The sequence below is a fragment of the Variovorax sp. CF313 genome (assembly GCF_000282635.1).
In the GTDB taxonomy this organism is placed as follows: domain Bacteria; phylum Pseudomonadota; class Gammaproteobacteria; order Burkholderiales; family Burkholderiaceae_C; genus Variovorax.
In genome coordinates this window covers 1-16,965 of record NZ_AKIW01000093.1, presented here as the reverse complement: position 1 = coordinate 16,965, position 16,965 = coordinate 1, and the positions used below count along the sequence as shown (strand labels likewise).

Genomic DNA, 16,965 nt, shown 5'->3' with positions numbered 1-16,965 from the left:
CTACGGTCGAGGAAGAAAGTCTTTCCAATGACAAAGCACGTGCAGACCATTGCCATGCTGCGAGCGGCTGCCTGGGCTCGGGGCTTGTCGCAAGAACAGCTTCAGCGCGTCGAGCAGGAAACGCAGGATCGTTTCTATTCGGCCGGCGAAATCGTCTGTCAGAAATCGAGCCCGGCCACGCACTGGATCGGGGTCGTCGAAGGCATGGTCAAGGTGGATGTTCTTTCGGCGGATGGCAGAAGCACCACTTTGACCGGGGTATCCGATGGAGGGTGGCTCGGAGAAGGATCCGTTCTGAAGGGAGAGTCGCGTCCCTACGGTGTCGCGACGCTGCGAGACAGCCGCATTGCATTGATGCCGAGCTCGACCTTCCACTACCTGGTCGCCAACAGCTTGACCTTCTGCCATTTCATGATCAACCAGCTCAACGCAAGGCTTGGCCAGTTCATCGCCCTCGCTGAAGGCTATCGGATGCACGACATCAACTCGCGAGTGGCACACTGCCTGGCCGAACTCTTCAACCCGCAGCTCAACCCTCAGACCAATCCTGTGCTGCACATATCGCAGGAAGAGATCGGCCGGCTGGCCGGCATCTCGCGCCAGATCGCCCACCGCGCGCTGCACGAACTCGAGGACGCGGGCCTGCTTCACATCCGCTACGGCAGCATCGACGTGCTGGATGTCGACGGCCTGCGGCTGTATGCGCGCGAACACGCGGAGTGAGGGCCTTGGGCTATTCGATGGCCGCCACCTCGGACTTGCTGCCGGGTTGCCAACCCCCGCCCAGTGCCTTGAAGGCAGTCACCGCGGCGCGTGCCGATTCGGTTTGCGCCTGGGCCCGTGCATCGGAGGCGCGCAGCAGGTTCTCGTCTGCCTGCAGCACTTCGATCAGGCTGACCACGCCTTTCTGGTAGGCCGCGAATGAAGCGCCTCGCGCGCGGCCGAGCGAATCCACGCCCTGCGCGAGCGTGCTGGCCTGCTCCTCGCGCTTGACCAGCGCCGAGAAGGCGTTTTCCACGTCCTCGGTGGCGCGCAGCACGGCCAGCCGGTACGCGGCGAGCATCTCCGCATCCTGTCCCTTGGCGAGGTCGATCTGCGCGTCGATGCGGCCAAAGTCGAACAGGCGCCAGCGCAGGCCCAGCACCCCGGCGGCCTGGCTGGCACTGCCGGTGAACAGGTGACCGCCGGACACCGACGTCGCACTGCCGATCAGCCCGCTCAGCGAGAACTTGGGGTAGTACTCCGCGACGGCGACCCCGATCCGGGCGTTCGATGCGGCGAGGCGGCGCTCGGCCGCGATCAGGTCGGGCCGTCGCCTGAGCAATTCGCCCGGCGATCCCGCGTCCCTGATCTGCGGGGCGACCGGTATGGCACTGGCCTCGGCCAGTTCCGCCCGATGCGTACCCGGCGGCGAGCCCAGCATCACATCCAGCGCGTTCATGGCCGCGTCCAGGCCCGCCTCCAGGACCGGGACGGAGGCTCCAACCTGGGCAAGTGCACCTTCGGCCTGCCGCACCTGAAGTTCAGCCGCCAGCCCTTTGCCATAGAGAAGGTTGACCGTGGAGAGCAAGTCCTGCTGCGTGCGCACCTGCCGGCGCGCCACGTCGAGCCGGGTCTGCAGCCCCCGGATGCTGATGTAGATATCGGCGGTCTGTGCCGCCACCGCCAACCGGGTGGCGGCCGCGCCTGCTTCCGAAGCCCGGTAGTCCGCCTGCGCCGCCTCGCGTCCACGGCGCAGGCCGCCGAACACGTCCAGTTCCCAGCTCGCACCGAGATTGGCCTCGTAGGCGCTGCCGTAACGATCGAAACCGGGCCTCGAGTTCAACACCTGTCCCTGGGGCGTTTCAACTGACTGGTAGGCCCTGGCCGCCTGACCGCTGACATTTGCTGACGGCAGCAAGGCAGCATTCGCCGCCCCGAGTCCTGCGCGAGCCTGGGCCACGCGCGCGGACGCCTGCGCGAGGTCAAGGTTCTGCGCCAGCGCCAGCGCGACGAACCGGGCCAGTTGCGGGTCGCCGAAACCCATCCACCAAGCGGTGAGATCGGCATTGGAGGTGGCAGGGCGTCGATCGACGGCGGCTTGGCCCATGTACCGTTCGGGCAAGGGCGCCTCAGGCCGGACATAGTCGGGGCCGACTGCGCATCCTGCAGCGAGGCTGGCAACGAAGAGCGTGGCAAGGGTGCGTTGGAGCATGGCTTCTTCCGGAAGATGGTCAAGAAAAGCGTGATGAATGAAGTGACTATAATTCAATATGGTCACTCGTTGTTGATTTTCAGGGGAGGCGCTAAGCTTCGGGCATGAGCAAAGCCACCCTTTCTTCCGTTTCTGCACGCGGCCCGGCCGACCACGACGTGCGGGACCAGATCGTTCTCGCGGCCACGGAGCACTTCAGCCGGTATGGCTACGAGAAGACCACTGTTTCCGACCTCGCCAAAGCCATTGGTTTCTCCAAGGCTTACATCTACAAGTTCTTCGAGTCCAAGCAGGCCATCGGCGAGATGATCTGTGCGAACTGCCTGCGCGAGATCGAAGCCGAGATCCGGGCGGCCGTCGAAGGCGCCGATCGCCCTCCCGAGAAGCTGCGCCGGATGTTCAAGTCGGTGGTCGAAGCCAGCCTTCGCCTGTTCTCCCAGGATCGCAAGCTCTACGAGATCGCGATTTCTGCGGCGACCGAGCGCTGGCAGTCGGCGCTCACGCATGAAGAGCGCATTCGGCAGTTGCTCCACGACATCCTGCGTGAAGGCCGTGAAATGGGGGAGTTCGAGCGCAAGACGCCACTGGACGAGGCGGCGGGGGCCATCTATCTCGTCATGCACCCCTACATCAATCCGCTGCTTCTGCAGCACAGCTTCGACCACACGGCCGAAGCGCCGGCACAACTGTCGGGCCTGGTACTGCGCAGCCTGTCGCCTTGAGAAAAAAGGAGATGTGACCATTGACTAAATTGGTCACTAGTATCAGAATGACGGTCCCGATCACTTCGTCACTGGGACTCTCATGCTCTGGCGCCGCCTTGCCACTTCTGCAGTCATCTGCGCATTGCCGTTGGCGTTGGTCGCTTGCGGCGAAACAACGCCCTCCGATCCACGCACGCAGGCGCCGCAGGTGCGCGTCACCTCCGTCCGGGGGGCCGGCGCTGCATCGCGCGCCTTCACCGGCACCGTAGCCGCCCGGGTCCAGAGCGACCTGGGTTTTCGCGTCTCCGGCAAGGTGCTGGAGCGGCTCGTGGACGCGGGGCAGGCCGTCAAACGCGGTCAGTTGCTGATGCGCATCGACCCCGCCGATCTGAACCTGGCGGCCCATGCGCAGCAGGAGGCGGTCGCCGCCGCGCGGGCGCGCTCGCGGCAGACGGCGGAGGACGAAGCCCGCTACCGCGACCTGCGCGGCACCGGCGCGATCTCGGCCTCGGCCTACGACCAGATCAAGGCGGCCGCGGACGCCGCCAAAGCCCAGCTCAGCGCGGCCGAGGCCCAGGCCGACGTGGCCCGCAACGCGAGCCGCTATACCGAGCTCATGGCAGACGGCGATGGCGTCGTCATGGAAACGCTGGCCGAACCCGGCCAGGTCGTGAGCGCTGGGCAGGCCGTGGTGCGCGTGGCCCGCGCCGGTCCGCGCGAAGCCGTGGTCCAGTTGCCCGAAACCCTGCGGCCGGCGGTCGGTTCCGCCGGGCAGGCCACGCTCTTCGGCAAGGAGGGCGTGACGGTGCCGACCACGCTGCGGCAACTCTCGGACGCCGCGGACCGGCTGACCCGCACCTTCGAGGCGCGTTATGTGCTCAAGGGCGAGCTCGCCAATGCACCGCTGGGGGCCACGGTCACCATCCGGATCCCGGACGGGCTTCCCGCCGCGCAAGGCGGCCTGCAGGTGCCGATCGGCGCCCTGTTCGACGCGGGCAAGGGGCCGGGCGTGTGGGTCATCAGCGGCGAACCGGCGAAGGTCAGCTGGCGGCCCGTCGTGGTCGAGCACCTCGATGACGATGGTGCGCGCGTTGCCGGCTCGCTCAAGCAAGGCGACCGGATCGTTGCGCTCGGCGCGCACCTGCTGCGCGAAGGCGAGCAGGTGCGTGTGGCGGGCCAGGCCGCCGCGGCGGAGGGAGCCCGTCCGTGAGCGAAGGCCGCTTCAACCTGTCGGCGCTCGCAGTGCGCGAGCGCTCGGTCACCCTGTTCCTGATCTTCCTGATCTCGCTCGCGGGTCTTGTCTCATTCTTCAAGCTGGGCCGCGCGGAAGACCCTGCCTTCACCGTCAAGGTGATGACCATCATCACCGCCTGGCCCGGCGCCACCGCACAGGAAATGCAGGACCAGGTGGCCGAGAAGATCGAGAAGCGCCTGCAGGAGCTGCGCTGGTACGACCGCTCCGAGACCTACACCCGGCCCGGCCTGGCCTTCACGACCTTGACCCTGCTCGACAGCACGCCGCCTTCGCAGGTGCAGGAGCAGTTCTACCAGGCCCGCAAGAAGGTCGGCGACGAGGCGGGCAATCTTCCGTCCGGCGTGATCGGGCCGATGGTCAACGACGAATATGCGGACGTCACCTTCGCGCTGTACGCGCTCAAGGCCAAGGGCGAAGCGCAGCGCCTGCTGGTGCGCGACGCGGAGACGCTGCGCCAGCGCCTCCTGCATGTGCCGGGCGTAAAGAAGGTCAACATCGCCGGCGAGCAATCCGAACGCATCTTTGTCGAGTTCTCGCACGAGCGCCTGGCAACCTTGGGTATCGGTCCGCAGGACGTGTTCGGCGCGCTCAATGGCCAGAATGCCCTGACGCCGGCGGGCTCCGTCGAAACCAAGGGGCCCCAGGTGTTCATCCGCCTGGATGGGTCTTTCGACGAGCTGCAGAAGATCCGCGACACGCCAGTCGTGGCGCAGGGCCGCACCCTGAAGCTGTCGGACATCGCCACCGTCAAGCGCGGCTATGAAGACCCGGCGACCTTCATGATCCGCAACGGCGGCGAGCCTGCCCTTCTGCTGGGCGTTGTCATGCGCGAAGGCTGGAACGGGCTCGACCTGGGCAAGGCGCTGGATCACGAGGTCGGTGCCATCAACGCCGAGCAGCCGCTGGGCATGAGCCTGAGCAAGGTCACGGACCAGGCCGTCAACATCAGCGCCTCGGTTGATGAGTTCATGGTCAAGTTCTTTGCCGCGCTGCTGGTGGTGATGCTGGTGAGCTTCCTGAGCATGGGCTGGCGCGCGGGCCTGGTGGTGGCCGCGGCCGTGCCGCTGACATTGGCGATCGTCTTCGTGGTGATGGCCGCTACCGCCAAGAACTTCGACCGCATCACGCTGGGGTCGCTGATCCTGGCGCTGGGCCTGCTGGTGGACGACGCGATCATCGCCATCGAGATGATGGTGGTGAAGATGGAGGAGGGCTACAGCCGCGTCGCCGCGTCCGCCTATGCCTGGAGCCATACCGCGGCGCCGATGCTCTCGGGCACGCTGGTCACGGCCGTCGGCTTCATGCCCAACGGCTTCGCGCCATCGACCGCGGGCGAATACACCAGCAACATGTTCTGGATCGTCGGCATCGCGCTGATCGCGTCCTGGGTCGTCGCCGTGGTTTTCACGCCCTACCTGGGTGTCAAGCTGCTGCCCGATTTCAAGAAGGTCGAGGGCGGCCATGCCACCATCTACGACACGCCGCGCTACAACCGCCTGCGCGCGGTGCTCGGGCGCGTCATTGCGCGCAAGTGGCTGGTCGCCGGCGCGGTGGTGGGCCTCTTCGTCGCGGCCATCCTCGGCATGGGACTGGTCAAGAAGCAGTTCTTCCCCATCTCCGACCGGCCCGAGGTCCTGGTCGAGGTGCAAATGCCCTATGGCACGTCGATCACGCAGACCAGCGACGCCGCGGCGAGGGTGGAGGCATGGTTGGCCAGGCAGAAAGAAGCGCAAATCGTCACGGCCTACATCGGGCAGGGCGCGCCGCGCTTCTACTTCGCGATGGGTCCGGAGCTGCCCGATCCGTCCTTCGCCAAGATCGTGGTGCGCACCGCCAGCCAGGAAGAGCGTGATGCCTTGAAGCACCGGCTGCGCCAGGCGATCGCCGACGGTCTTGCCTCCGAGGCGCGCGTGCGCGTCACCCAGCTCGTGTTCGGCCCGTATTCGCCGTTCCCCGTCGCCTACCGGGTCACGGGCCCGGACCCCGACAAGCTGCGCAATATTGCGGCCGAGGTGCAGCAGGTCATGGATGCGAGTCCGATGATGCGCACGGTCAACACAGACTGGGGTACGCGCACGCCCACGCTGCACTTCACCTTGCACCAGGACCGGTTGCAGGCCGTGGGGCTGACCTCCAGCGCGGTGGCGCAGCAGCTGCAGTTCTTCCTGAGTGGCGTGCCTGTCACCGCCGTGCGCGAGGACATCCGCACGGTGCAGGTCGTGGCCCGTTCGGCCGGCGCCACCCGCCTTGACCCGGCGCGAATTGCGGACTTCACGCTGTCCGGCGCCAACGGGCAACGCATCCCGCTGTCGCAGGTGGGCGAGGTCGACGTACGCATGGAAGAACCGGTCATGCGCCGGCGCGACCGCATGCCGACGATCACCGTGCATGGCGACATCGCCGATGGCCTGCAGCCGCCGGACGTATCGACGGCCATCACCCATCAGCTTCAGCCCCTCGTGGACAAGCTGCCGCCCGGCTATCGCATCGATCAGGCCGGCTCCATCGAGGAGTCGGAAAAGGCAACCAAGGCCATGCTGCCGTTGTTCCCGATCATGCTGGCGATCACGCTGCTCATCATCATCTTCCAGGTGCGCTCCATCTCGGCGATGGTCATGGTCTTCCTGACGAGTCCGCTGGGCCTGATCGGCGTGGTGCCGATGCTGATTCTTTTCCGGGCGCCGTTCGGCATCAATGCGCTCGTCGGACTTGTCGCGTTGTCGGGCATCCTGATGCGCAACACGCTGATCCTGATCGGGCAGATTCACCACAATGAGCAGGAGGGGCTGGACCCCTTCCGTTCGGTCGTCGAAGCCACCGTGCAGCGTGCACGGCCGGTGATCCTGACGGCGCTCGCCGCGATCCTGGCCTTCATCCCCCTGACGCACTCGGTGTTCTGGGGAGCGCTCGCCTACACGCTGATCGGCGGCACCTTGGCGGGAACGGTGTTGACGCTGGTGTTCCTGCCGGCCATGTATTCCATCTGGTTCAGGATCAGACCCGGCCACGGCAGCCGGCCTGCGCACTGATCCGCTCTTCATCCCATTCACCTGTATCGAGGAACTGCAATGTCGAATTCAACAGTGGTCGTGGTCACCGGCGTGTCGTCGGGCATCGGACGTGCCGCCGCACAGAAGTTTGCCGAGCGGGGTTGCCAGGTATTCGGTACCGTGCGCAACCTCGCGAAAGCGCCCGCATTGCCCGGCGTCGAGCTTGTCGAGATGGATGTGCGCGACGAAGCTTCTGTCCAGGGTGCGGTCCGATCCATCATCGACCGGATCGCGCGCATCGACGTGCTCGTCAACAGCGCGGGAACGACGATGATCGGCGCGGTGGAGGAGACCGCGACGGCCGAGGCCGCAGCGCTGCTCGATACCAATGTGCTCGGCATCCTGCGCACGGCCCAGGCCGTGCTCCCGCACATGCGGGCACAGCATCGCGGAAGGATCGTCAACATCAGTTCGGTGCTCGGCTTTCTTCCAGCTCCGTACATGGGGCTCTACTCGGCGTCCAAGCATGCCGTGGAGGGGCTGTCCGAAACGCTGGACCATGAGGTTCGCCAGTTCGGCGTGCGCGTCACGCTGGTCGAGCCGTCTTACACCAAGACCAACCTGGATATCAATTCGCCGCATGCAAAGTCAAAGATCGCGGCCTATGGCCGCGAACGCGACCTCGTAGCGCGCTCCATCGCCAGCAGCGTCAACGGTGCACCCGAACCCGATGGCGTGGCAAACACGATCGTCGAAGCGGCGCTTGGCGCGTGGCGCATGCGCTGGACTCCACCGGGCCAGGCATCCGTGCTGAGCAAATTGCGCCGCTTCATGCCGGCTGGTCCTGTCGATGCGAGCTTGAGAAAGAAACTCGGACTCGCCTGAAGCATCGACGAGGCGGATCGGCCAACGGCCGATCCCACGCAAAGTCTTGCAAGAAAGGAGATGCTTTGGATAGCTTGGATCTTTTGCGAACCTTCAGCGAGGTTGCAGTTTCAGGCAGCTTCTCGCGCGCCGCCGAGCATCTGGAGATGTCGAGAGGAACCGTGAGCAAATACATCGCGACACTCGAGGGGCGTTTCGGTGTCCGGCTGCTGAACAGGAACAGCCACGCTGTCAGTCTTACAGATGCCGGCGTGTTGCTGCTCGAAAGAAGCAAGCCCATGTTGGAGCTGGCCGACATAACGCGCGCGGAACTCCAGGAACGAGCGCTGACGCCCAGCGGGCGCCTGCGTATCTCCGCACCGCATGGTATCGATCAGACGGAGCTTCCGGCGCTGGTCAATACTTTCCTGGGCCACTATCCGGAGGTCAGCGTAAGCCTTGTTCTGACCAATCGCCAGGTCGATCTGGCGGCGGAAGGGATCGACATAGCCTTGCGTTTCGGGCCGACTGCGAACGAGAACCTCATCGTCCGCAAGTTGCTTCTGATGGATTTGGCGGTGTGCGCGTCTCCGATGTACTGGAAAAACCGGGGAATTCCAATGCACCCCGGCGATCTTGCGAATCACGATGCGCTGGTAAGCATCCATCTGAACCCCCTATCGAAGTGGCGATTTCAAGTGGACGGAGAACCATTGGAGGTTGCGGTGCGCGGCCGACTGGACGCGACGGAAGCCGGGCCGTTGATTCAGGCCGCGTTGCGGGGCGCGGGCGTCCTGTACCTGCCGTCGGTGATGCTGAGGCCGTACATCGAGAGCGGTCGCCTCGTCCCGGCATTGACGGAGTTCGTTCGCAGCGACATGTGGCTCTCGGCGGTCTATCTGCAGCGGCGACACAGTACCGCGGTCCAGCGCGCCTTTCTGAGCTTTCTCGAGGACCGGATCAATCCTCTGCGGTCTCCGCACAGAGCTTGAGCCAAGACGAGGGAGCGAAGTTTCCGCCTTGAAGACACGACGTTGCTGCATGCGCGTATCAAGATGGCGGGAAGGCGCCAGAAAATCGCATACGCGGCAACAAATTTCAGAGCAATGAAAGTTTGAGCCGAGCAAGGATCGACACTCAACTCTCAAGGACCGATATGAAGAAAATTCAAATTGTTCAAGGCGCCATTCTTGCGCTTATTTTCGCTTCAGCCGCCCAGGCGGAAACCTATGACGGCGTGCTTCAAAGTTCCAGCGTTCGCTCCCGGGCAGACGTCGACGCAGAGGCCGCAACCGTCGCGCAGAAGGAAGATCTTTACAGGGAATCGGCATCGAGCGGAGTCATCGCACCGCTCGGGTCTTCGAAGTCCCGGGATGTCGTCAATGCCGAAGCAGTCAAGGAGGCCCATTCCGCCAACCAGAATCTCACCGGCAAGGCCTACTACAGGGACGCCATTCCCTCCCAGTACCAGAGTCGGCCGCAGCTGGTGAACGCGGCGAAGTAGGAGTGTGGTCAGTGGATTCCGTTGTCCTGAAACGTCATGCCGCGTGTGGCTCCCGCTGCAGCGGCAGCCACAGCACGAACCGCGTTCCCGTCGGCTTCGATTCCCAACGGACCACGGCCTTGATCGCCTGCGCCCGCCGCCGCTGGTTCTGCAGGCCCCGTCCGGATGCGGACGGATTGGCCATCACCTTCTGGACGTCGAAGCCCTGACCGTTGTCCTCGATCGTCACCTGCACACCCGCGCCCTCCAGCGAGGTGCCAACGCGTATTTCCGTAGCGCGCGTGTGCCGCAGGATGTTCGAGATGCTTTCCTGCACGATGCGCAGGATGTGCAGCGCGCTCGAGGGATCGAGCCAGCCCAGGGCCGGCAACTCCTGCACTTCCCATCGCAGCGAAACACCGGTGCCTTCGAGCCGCGGCTCCAGCCGGTAGCGCAGCGTGGCCAGCAGCAGCAGCAGGTCGGCCTCGACCGGCTCCAGGGAGTCGAGCGCGAGCCTCAGGTCGTCCAGGCAGCTTTTGAGGATCTGCGAGACCTTGTCGTCGCTCATGCCGCCGCTCTCGACCGAGCGGATCGCGCTGATCAGCGAAGAGCCGAGCCCGTCGTGCATGTCCTGCATCAGGCGCTGGCGCTCATCGCTGATGGTCTGCAGGCGCTCGACCTCGCGCAGCCGCTGGTGGCTCAGCTCGAGTTCGGCCTCGCGCTTCTGCAGGCGCTGCGCAAGGCTCGCGTTGAGCTGCTCGACTTCGCCGATGGCATGCATGTAGCGGCGGTACATCAGCACGCCGAATACGCTGAAGGTGACGGCGTTGGTGTACGCCCCCATGTACCAGCCTTCGGGGCTGATGAAGTTGTTCTGCAGCAGCCAGTCGGTCAGGCCCAGCAGCACGCAGATGCCGATCCCTACCGCCACCAGCCGGCCTTCGTTGGAGCGGCGCCATGCGCTGACGCCGCCCACAAGGCAGACCGCCGCGCCCAGCAGTGCCGCGACCGCGTAGATCAGCGGCGTCACGCGGGGAGTGTTCTGCACGATGGACAGGCCGGGCATCGTGGCGATGCCGATGGCGGTGGTTGTCACGACCACGCCGCAGGTCAGCCCCTTGAGCTGCCGGCCGTGCAATTGGCGCAGGAAGAAGTGCACGATCATCACCAGCCAGAAAAGCGAGTTGACGGTCAGCCAGGCGAACCAGTCGTTCGCGATCGGCAGGCTTACGTAGAAATGCAGCCCCCGCATGAAAGAGGTGGCCGAGAGGTTGAAGAACAGCAGGTAGCCCGTTTCGTCGCGGCGCCTGAACCACACGAACAGTGCGAACACGCCCACGGCCATGAAGGCCGCACTGAGCAGTGCCGGCAGCTCCTGCTGCAGCCACTGGCGCATGCCGTAGCGGCCTCTCAGCGCGTCGATGGGGCCGATCCACAGCGACGACAGCGCCACCTGGGCGCCCCGGGTGTGCTCCAGGCGCAGGAGGATCTCGCTGGGCGGCTTGCTGCCGGCGCCGTCGTCCAGCTGGACCCACAGCGGTGTGCGGGTGCTGTTCCATAGCGGACCCGACTGCTGCGCCCGGTGGACCAGATGGCCATCGGCGTAGACCGCGATGGTGCCGTCGGTCTTGATCCGGATGCCATACAGCGCAAGCGGCCCGGGGTTGGGCGGCAGGCCGCGCACGGACAGCCTGATCCAGGTCGTTCGCGTCGTCCTTGTGGAAGTGGCCTCTGCCTGTCGCAGCAGCGCGATGGGGAGGGCGAGGGGCAGTTCGACCTGCTTCCAGGTGTTCGGCAGGGCGCTGCTGTCCTGAAGAGGCGCTGGATTGCTGAAGCCAGGCGCGTCGTCGACCTGCCAGTCGGCCCGCGTGAGGTGCAACAGCGCATCGGACTGCTGCGAGCCGACCGTTCCGGCCAGCAAGACACCAATGACGCCCAGCAATGCCATCGAAACGACGAGCACCACGTTGGCGAAGAAGGGCGCGGGACGGTAGGTCAAGGGGAGTTCGGATGGGCAGCGTTCAGAACCGACGCGAACGAGATGTAACCTATTTTCTCATTTTGTAATCCAACTTCGAGACGTGCGCCGTCGTGCATTCACGACAAGGTGATTCAGGAGTAACTATATGTATGGTTAAATCCCCGCAACTATCGCGAAGAAGACGAGGGATTGCATGAAGCTGCTGCTGAGCATTGTGTTCGCCGCCGTGAGCCTGGCCGGTTGCGCCAGCGCACCGCCCACACCCACCGAACCCGGAACGGGCACAGGCACTTCCTATGTGCCCATGGTCGCCATGGAGGGCGTGGACAAGGCGCGCTACGACAACGACGTGGCGGCATGCCGCACGGCATCGACCCGCATCACGGCCCGCAGCGAAACCGGCGACGCCATGTGGGGTGCGCTGGGCGTCGGGCTGATCACGGTGTACGGGCAGGGCATCGTCGCCGCAGCCTCCTACACCGGCATCACCGCCGCCGTCATCGACTGGAACGGCCGCCCCGATGCAGAACTGATCGCCGAGCACCAGCAGGTCGCCATCGTGCATTGCATGGCCAAGCGCGGCTATCGCAACCTCGACCCCAACGTGCGCGAATCGTTCTACGGCAACACCTTTACCCCGGGCGTCATTGCGAAGCCCCGCCGTACCGGCGTCGACACCTATAACGTCGAGACGCTCGCCAAGGCCGGCCGCTGCAACCTGCAGCCGCGCGCGGAGCTCACGGCCAAGGGCCCCGGCTACGAGAACTACAACGTGCCCTGCGACAACGGCGGAACCTGGGCCGTGCGTTGCGAGTTCGGCCAGTGCCGCGTGCTGGCGCAGGCACCCACCCGCCGCTCCTGAGCTTCGACGGCCCCGCGCCGGGCCGGCAAGCTCACTTGACGATCATTCCCTTGAGCGCCGGGTCCGGCGGCGGCGGCTTGAGCTTCATCTGCCGCATCGTCTTCACCAGCAGCTGCGCGATCATCACGTTGCGATGCCGCTTGCTGTTGGCGGGCACCACGTACCAAGGCGCGTGATCGGTCGATGTGGCGCCCAGCGCGGTCTCGTAGGCCTGCTGGTAGGCGCTCCACTTGGTGCGCACCGCGAGGTCGTCCATGCTGAACTTCCATTGCTTGCCGAGCGTATCGATCCGGGCCTGCAGGCGCTCCCGTTGCTCGTCCTTGTCGATGTGCAGCATGCACTTGACAATCACCGTGCCGGTTTCGGTGAGCAGCCGCTCGAAGTCGTTGATCTGAGCGTAGCGGCGTTTCGCCTCGGCCTTGTCGATCCAGCCCTCGACCACGGGCACCAGCACGTCTTCGTAGTGGCTGCGGTTCCACACCATGATCTCGCCGATGCGCGGCACGGCGGCATGGCAGCGCCAGAGGTAGTCGTGTGCGCGTTCCTCGTCGTTCGGTGCCTTGAAGGCCGTCACGCGCACGCCCAGCGGCGAGGTGCGCGAGAACACCCAGCGCACGGTGCCGTCCTTGCCGCTGGTGTCCATGCCCTGCAGCACCAGCAGCAGCTTGCGCCGCCCCTCGGCGTGCAGCACGTCCTGCAACTCGTCGAGCTCGACGGCCAGTGCGTCGAGTTCCGCGCGCTGCAAGGCCTCGTCCCCATGGCAGAACGACGTGTCGTCGGGGTCGATGTGCGAGAGCCTGAACTTGCCGCCGGCGCGGTATTTCTTGAAGCTGGCCATGAAGCGGGACTCCGTGAAGAAAAAGAGCCGACAGCGTACGCGATCGATCAGCGCTCGTCGTCTTCGGGGGGCAGGGAGGCGCTCCAGCGGTCGTCCCATTCGGCATGCTGGCGCGCGGCGCCGTCGAGTTCGCGCCGGTCGCGCTTGGTGGGGCGGCCCTGTTCGATGGCCAGGGCCGGCTCGGTGCCCGCGCGGCGCTGCTCCCGGAAGGCGGCCTGCGCCGCAAGGCTCTCGGCGGTTTCCTCGTAGAGCTGCTGCGCCACCGGCGCCGGCCCGCGCTGGCCACTGAGGCCGCGCACCGTCACGGTCCGCGTCAGCGGGCCCATGCGCATGGCCACGGTGTCGCCGGGCTTGACTTCGCGCGAGGCCTTGGCGACGTCGCCGTTCACCTGCACGCGGTTCTTGCCGATTTCCTCCGCGGCCAGCGAGCGCGTCTTGAAGAAGCGGGCGGCCCAGAGCCATTTGTCGATGCGCAGACGGTCCATGGATGTCGAAGAGTGGGTGTCAGGAATTGTGCCCCGACAGCGGCAGATGCACGACCGCGTCCAGCCCGATCACCTGTTCGGCCCCGCTCTGCGCGTCCGGCTCGCTGCGGTTGTCGAGGCTGATGCGTCCGCCGAGCGCCAGCACGATCTCGCGGCAGATCGCCAGGCCCAGCCCCGAGCCGCTCGACGCGCTGCCGGCGGAGAAGGGCGCGAACAGGCGCTGCCGCAGCTCGGACGAGATGCCGGGGCCGCAATCGCGCACGGTGAGCACCGCGTCCTCGCCCTCGGCGCGCACCGAGACCGACAGTGCAGCGCCCACGGGGCTCTGCTTGATCGCGTTGTGCAGCAGGTTGCGCGTGAGTTCCTGCAGCATCCAGTGGTGGGCGCGCACCGGCACTGGCTCGTCGATGGCGAGCTCGAAGTCGAGCGCCTTGTCGGCCACCAGCGGCGACAGGTCGAGCGCGATCTGCCGGGCTACCTCGCCGAAGTCGAGCGTCACCGATTCCGGCTGCTGGCGCAGCTGCTCCACCTTGGCAAGCGACAGCATCTGGTTGGCAAGCGTGGTCGCACGCTCCACCGTGTGGCTGATCTCGCCGAACGCCTGCTCGGGAGCGACGTCGCCGCGCCGCGCCGACTGCACCTGGGCCTTCAGCACGGCCAGCGGCGTGCGCAGCTGGTGGGCGCTGTCGCGCACGAAGCGCTTCTGGTGGTCGAGCAGCCGCTGCAGCCGGCCCATCACTTGCGTGGTGGCGTCGATCAGCGGGCGCAGCTCGCGCGGGGCATCGGGCGCGTCGATGGGCGAGAGGTCGTCGGCCGGGCGCTTCTCGATGGCTTCGCCCAGCTCGCGCACCGGCCGCGTGGCGCGCTGCACGACGAACACCGTGACCAGCGCGATCACGCCCATCAGCAGCAGCTGGCGCCACAGCATGTCGAGCAGCAGCTTGCGCACCAGGGTTTCGCGCAGCTCCAGCGTCTCGGCCACCTGCACCACGGCCATGCCGCGGCCGGTGGCGCTCGCCACCGGCTGCAGCAGCACGGCGACCCGCACCGGCTGGTTGCGGAATTGCGCGTCGTAGAAGTCGACCAGCGCCGCATACGCGCCGCGGTCCGGAATGCGGCCGCGCCAGAAGGGCAGTTCCGCAAAACCCGAGATCAGCTTGCCGTCGAGCGCCGAGACTCGGTAGAACAGCCGGCTGCGGTTGTCGGCCTCGAAGGCCTCCAGTGCGGAGTAGGGCACGATGGCCCGCAGCCGCGCCATGTCTTCGTAGCCCTCCACGTCGAGCTGTTCGCCGATGGTCTTGGCGGACGCGAGCAATGTGCGGTCATAGGCCGTGGTGGCGGCCGCGAGGCTCTGGCGGTACAGGCTCACGCTGTTGATCACGATGAACACCGCAATCGGCGCGAGGATGCCGAGCAGCAGCCGCGCGCGAAGCGAGGAAACGCGGGTCATGTTTCCGGGCGCAGCAGGTAGCCCAGCCCGCGCATGGTCATCAGCACGGCGCCGGTGCCCACGAGCTTCTTGCGCAGGCGGTACACCACCACCTCGATGGCTTCGTACTGCACGTCGGCCTCGCCCGGAAACACCAGCTCGAACAGGCGCTCCTTGGTCACGGCGTGGCCCGGCTTCATCATCAGCGCCTTCAGCAGCGCCAGCTCGCGCGGTGTGAGTTCGAGCAGCTCGGCGCGGTTGTAGATGGCGCCGTTGTCGGGCTCGAAGCGCAGCCCGCCGATCTCCTGCGGGTTGAGTCCGGCGTCCTGCCCCGCGACGCCGTGGCTGCGCCGGCGCAGCGCGCGGATGCGGGCTTCCAGCTCGTCGAGGTCGAAGGGCTTGGGCAGGTAGTCGTCGGCGCCGGCGTTGAGGCCGACGATGCGGTCGCCGACCGTGCCGCGCGCGGTCAGCAGCAGCACCGGCGTGCGCAAGCCTTCGGCGCGGGCCTGGGCCAGCACCTGCAGGCCGTCGAGGTTGGGCAGGCTCAGGTCGAGGGCGACCACGTCGGGCTCGATGGCGCGCCACTGGGCGACGGCCTCGGCCCCGTCGCCGCAGACGCGCACATCGATCCGGCGGCGCCCGAGGGTGCGCTGCAGGGTGATTTGCATCGAGGGATCGTCTTCGACCAGCAGCAGCTTCATACGGTGGCGGCAGGGATGGGTACTTTGGTGTTTTCCCCAGTCTGGCGGACAGCCAACTGACAGCGGGGCGGCGCATGATAGCGCTCAGCTAAAAGTCAGCTTCCTTTCAAGTTCCTTCCAATTCCAGGAGACACGCATGCGTCGCGACACCTTTCTGAAGTCATTGGCCGCGCTGGCCGCCACCGGTGCCCTGCCACTGTCGGCCCTGGCCGCCGCCAACGTCAAGATGATGATTCCCGCCAACCCCGGCGGCGGCTGGGACACCACCGGCCGCGCGCTGGGCAAGGCCATGACCGAAGCCAAGGTGGCCGACACCGTCACCTACGACAACAAGGGCGGCGCCGCCGGCGCGCTGGGCCTGGCCCAGTTCGTGAACGGCTCCAAGGGCGATGCCAACGCGCTGATGGTCATGGGCTCGGTCATGCTGGGCGGCATCATCACCGGCAAGCCGCCGGTCAACCTGTCGCAGGCCACGCCCATCGCCCGCCTGACGACCGAGTACAACGTGTTCGTGCTGCCGGCCAACTCGCCGCTCAAGAGCATGAAGGACGTGGTCGACCAGCTCAAGAAGGACCCGGGCAGCGTCAAGTGGGGCGGCGGTTCGCGCGGCTCCACCGAGCACATCGCCGCGGCCATGATCGCGCAGAAGGTGGGCGCCGATCCGTCCAAGATCAACTACGTCGCCTTCCGTGGCGGCGGTGAAGCCACCGCCGCTGTCCTGGGCGGCAACGTCACCGTCGGCGGCAGCGGCTACAGCGAATTCGCCGAATACATCGCCGCTGGCAAGATGAAGGCCATTGCCGTCACCTCCGCGCAGCGCCTGCCGGGCATCAATGTGCCCACGCTGAAGGAGCAGGGCATCGACGTCGAGATCGGCAACTGGCGCGGCGTGTACGGCGCGCCCGGCATCTCGGCCGAGCAGCGCAAGGCGCTGACCGACATGGTGCTGGCCGCGATGAAGAGCCCGTCGTGGGCCGAGTCGCTCAAGAAGAACGACTGGACGCCGGCGGTGCTCTCGGGCGACGCCTTCGCCAAGTTCGTCGATGACGACTTCGCGAGCCTCCGGGCCATCATGGCGAAGTCCGGCATGGTCTGAACAAGGTTCACCCCCAGGCTGCGCGCACTTCGTGTCGCGCGCGCCTTCCCCCTGCCGGGGGTAACACCTGAGGCCCGGCAAAG

At 66.2% G+C, this 16,965-nt stretch carries 15 protein-coding genes; 9 read left to right on the top strand and 6 right to left on the bottom strand.

From position 1 onward, the window contains the following. Positions 1-27 precede the first annotated feature (27 nt). Complete coding sequence (locus tag PMI12_RS22015) at positions 28-723, top strand: Crp/Fnr family transcriptional regulator (protein WP_007836872.1); 696 nt, start codon at positions 28-30, stop codon at positions 721-723. A 10-nt stretch (positions 724-733) separates the two neighbouring features. Here PMI12_RS22015 and PMI12_RS22010 read toward each other — a convergent pair whose 3' ends face one another. Continuing rightward, a complete protein-coding gene (locus tag PMI12_RS22010; RefSeq protein ID WP_007836871.1) occupies positions 734-2,194 on the bottom strand; it encodes an efflux transporter outer membrane subunit in 1,461 nt (486 codons plus the stop codon). A gap of 104 nt (positions 2,195-2,298) precedes the next feature. Between PMI12_RS22010 and PMI12_RS22005 the strand changes: the two genes are divergently transcribed. From PMI12_RS22005 to PMI12_RS21980, 6 genes are all read left to right on the top strand, one after another. Continuing rightward, the gene (locus PMI12_RS22005) at positions 2,299-2,916 is read left to right on the top strand and encodes a TetR/AcrR family transcriptional regulator (protein ID WP_007836870.1); all 618 of its coding nucleotides are present in this window, start codon (positions 2,299-2,301) and stop codon (positions 2,914-2,916) included. 82 nt (positions 2,917-2,998) lie between these two features. Next, a complete protein-coding gene (locus PMI12_RS22000; protein WP_007836868.1) occupies positions 2,999-4,108 on the top strand; it encodes an efflux RND transporter periplasmic adaptor subunit in 1,110 nt (369 codons plus the stop codon). After that, on the top strand, positions 4,105-7,182 hold the full coding sequence (locus PMI12_RS21995) for an efflux RND transporter permease subunit (RefSeq protein ID WP_007836866.1): 3,078 nt from the start codon (positions 4,105-4,107) through the stop codon (positions 7,180-7,182). The genes PMI12_RS22000 and PMI12_RS21995 overlap by 4 nt, the downstream gene beginning before the upstream one ends. Before the next feature lie 39 nt (positions 7,183-7,221). Next, positions 7,222-8,028, top strand: coding sequence for an oxidoreductase (locus PMI12_RS21990; protein ID WP_007836863.1), 807 nt, complete (start codon positions 7,222-7,224; stop codon positions 8,026-8,028). A gap of 65 nt (positions 8,029-8,093) precedes the next feature. After that, positions 8,094-8,999, top strand: coding sequence for a LysR family transcriptional regulator (locus PMI12_RS21985; protein ID WP_007836861.1), 906 nt, complete (start codon positions 8,094-8,096; stop codon positions 8,997-8,999). 164 nt (positions 9,000-9,163) lie between these two features. After that, on the top strand, positions 9,164-9,511 hold the full coding sequence (locus PMI12_RS21980) for a hypothetical protein (RefSeq protein WP_007836859.1): 348 nt from the start codon (positions 9,164-9,166) through the stop codon (positions 9,509-9,511). A 34-nt stretch (positions 9,512-9,545) separates the two neighbouring features. On the opposite strand, the gene PMI12_RS21975 is transcribed toward PMI12_RS21980, so the two are convergent. Beyond that, positions 9,546-11,489 (bottom strand): sensor histidine kinase, encoded by a 1,944-nt coding sequence (locus PMI12_RS21975; protein WP_007836857.1) that lies wholly within the window; start codon positions 11,487-11,489, stop codon positions 9,546-9,548. Between the two features lie 175 nt (positions 11,490-11,664). On the opposite strand from PMI12_RS21975, the gene PMI12_RS21970 reads away from it, so the two are divergent. Continuing rightward, positions 11,665-12,333, top strand: coding sequence for a hypothetical protein (locus PMI12_RS21970; protein WP_007836854.1), 669 nt, complete (start codon positions 11,665-11,667; stop codon positions 12,331-12,333). Positions 12,334-12,364: 31 nt separating this feature from the next. Here PMI12_RS21970 and PMI12_RS21965 read toward each other — a convergent pair whose 3' ends face one another. From PMI12_RS21965 to PMI12_RS21950, 4 genes are read right to left on the bottom strand one after another with little or no spacing between them, the layout of a single operon-like run. Further along, positions 12,365-13,171 carry a PPK2 family polyphosphate kinase gene (locus PMI12_RS21965; protein ID WP_007836853.1) on the bottom strand — a complete coding sequence of 269 codons (807 nt, stop codon included), beginning with the start codon at positions 13,169-13,171 and terminating at the stop codon, positions 12,365-12,367. Positions 13,172-13,218: 47 nt separating this feature from the next. Further along, positions 13,219-13,656: an RNA-binding S4 domain-containing protein gene (locus tag PMI12_RS21960; RefSeq protein WP_007836851.1), complete on the bottom strand. Its 438-nt coding sequence runs from the start codon at positions 13,654-13,656 to the stop codon at positions 13,219-13,221. A 19-nt stretch (positions 13,657-13,675) separates the two neighbouring features. Next, positions 13,676-15,106, bottom strand: a complete 1,431-nt coding sequence (locus PMI12_RS21955) for a sensor histidine kinase (protein WP_007836849.1) — start codon at positions 15,104-15,106, stop codon at positions 13,676-13,678. Beyond that, entirely contained in the window at positions 15,103-15,786 is a 684-nt protein-coding gene (locus tag PMI12_RS21950; RefSeq protein WP_007836848.1) for a response regulator transcription factor, read from the bottom strand. Before PMI12_RS21950 ends, PMI12_RS21955 begins: the two co-directional genes overlap by 4 nt. 136 nt (positions 15,787-15,922) lie before the next feature. On the opposite strand from PMI12_RS21950, the gene PMI12_RS21945 reads away from it, so the two are divergent. Next, positions 15,923-16,882, top strand: coding sequence for a tripartite tricarboxylate transporter substrate binding protein (locus PMI12_RS21945; RefSeq protein WP_007836847.1), 960 nt, complete (start codon positions 15,923-15,925; stop codon positions 16,880-16,882). Positions 16,883-16,965 lie beyond the last annotated feature (83 nt).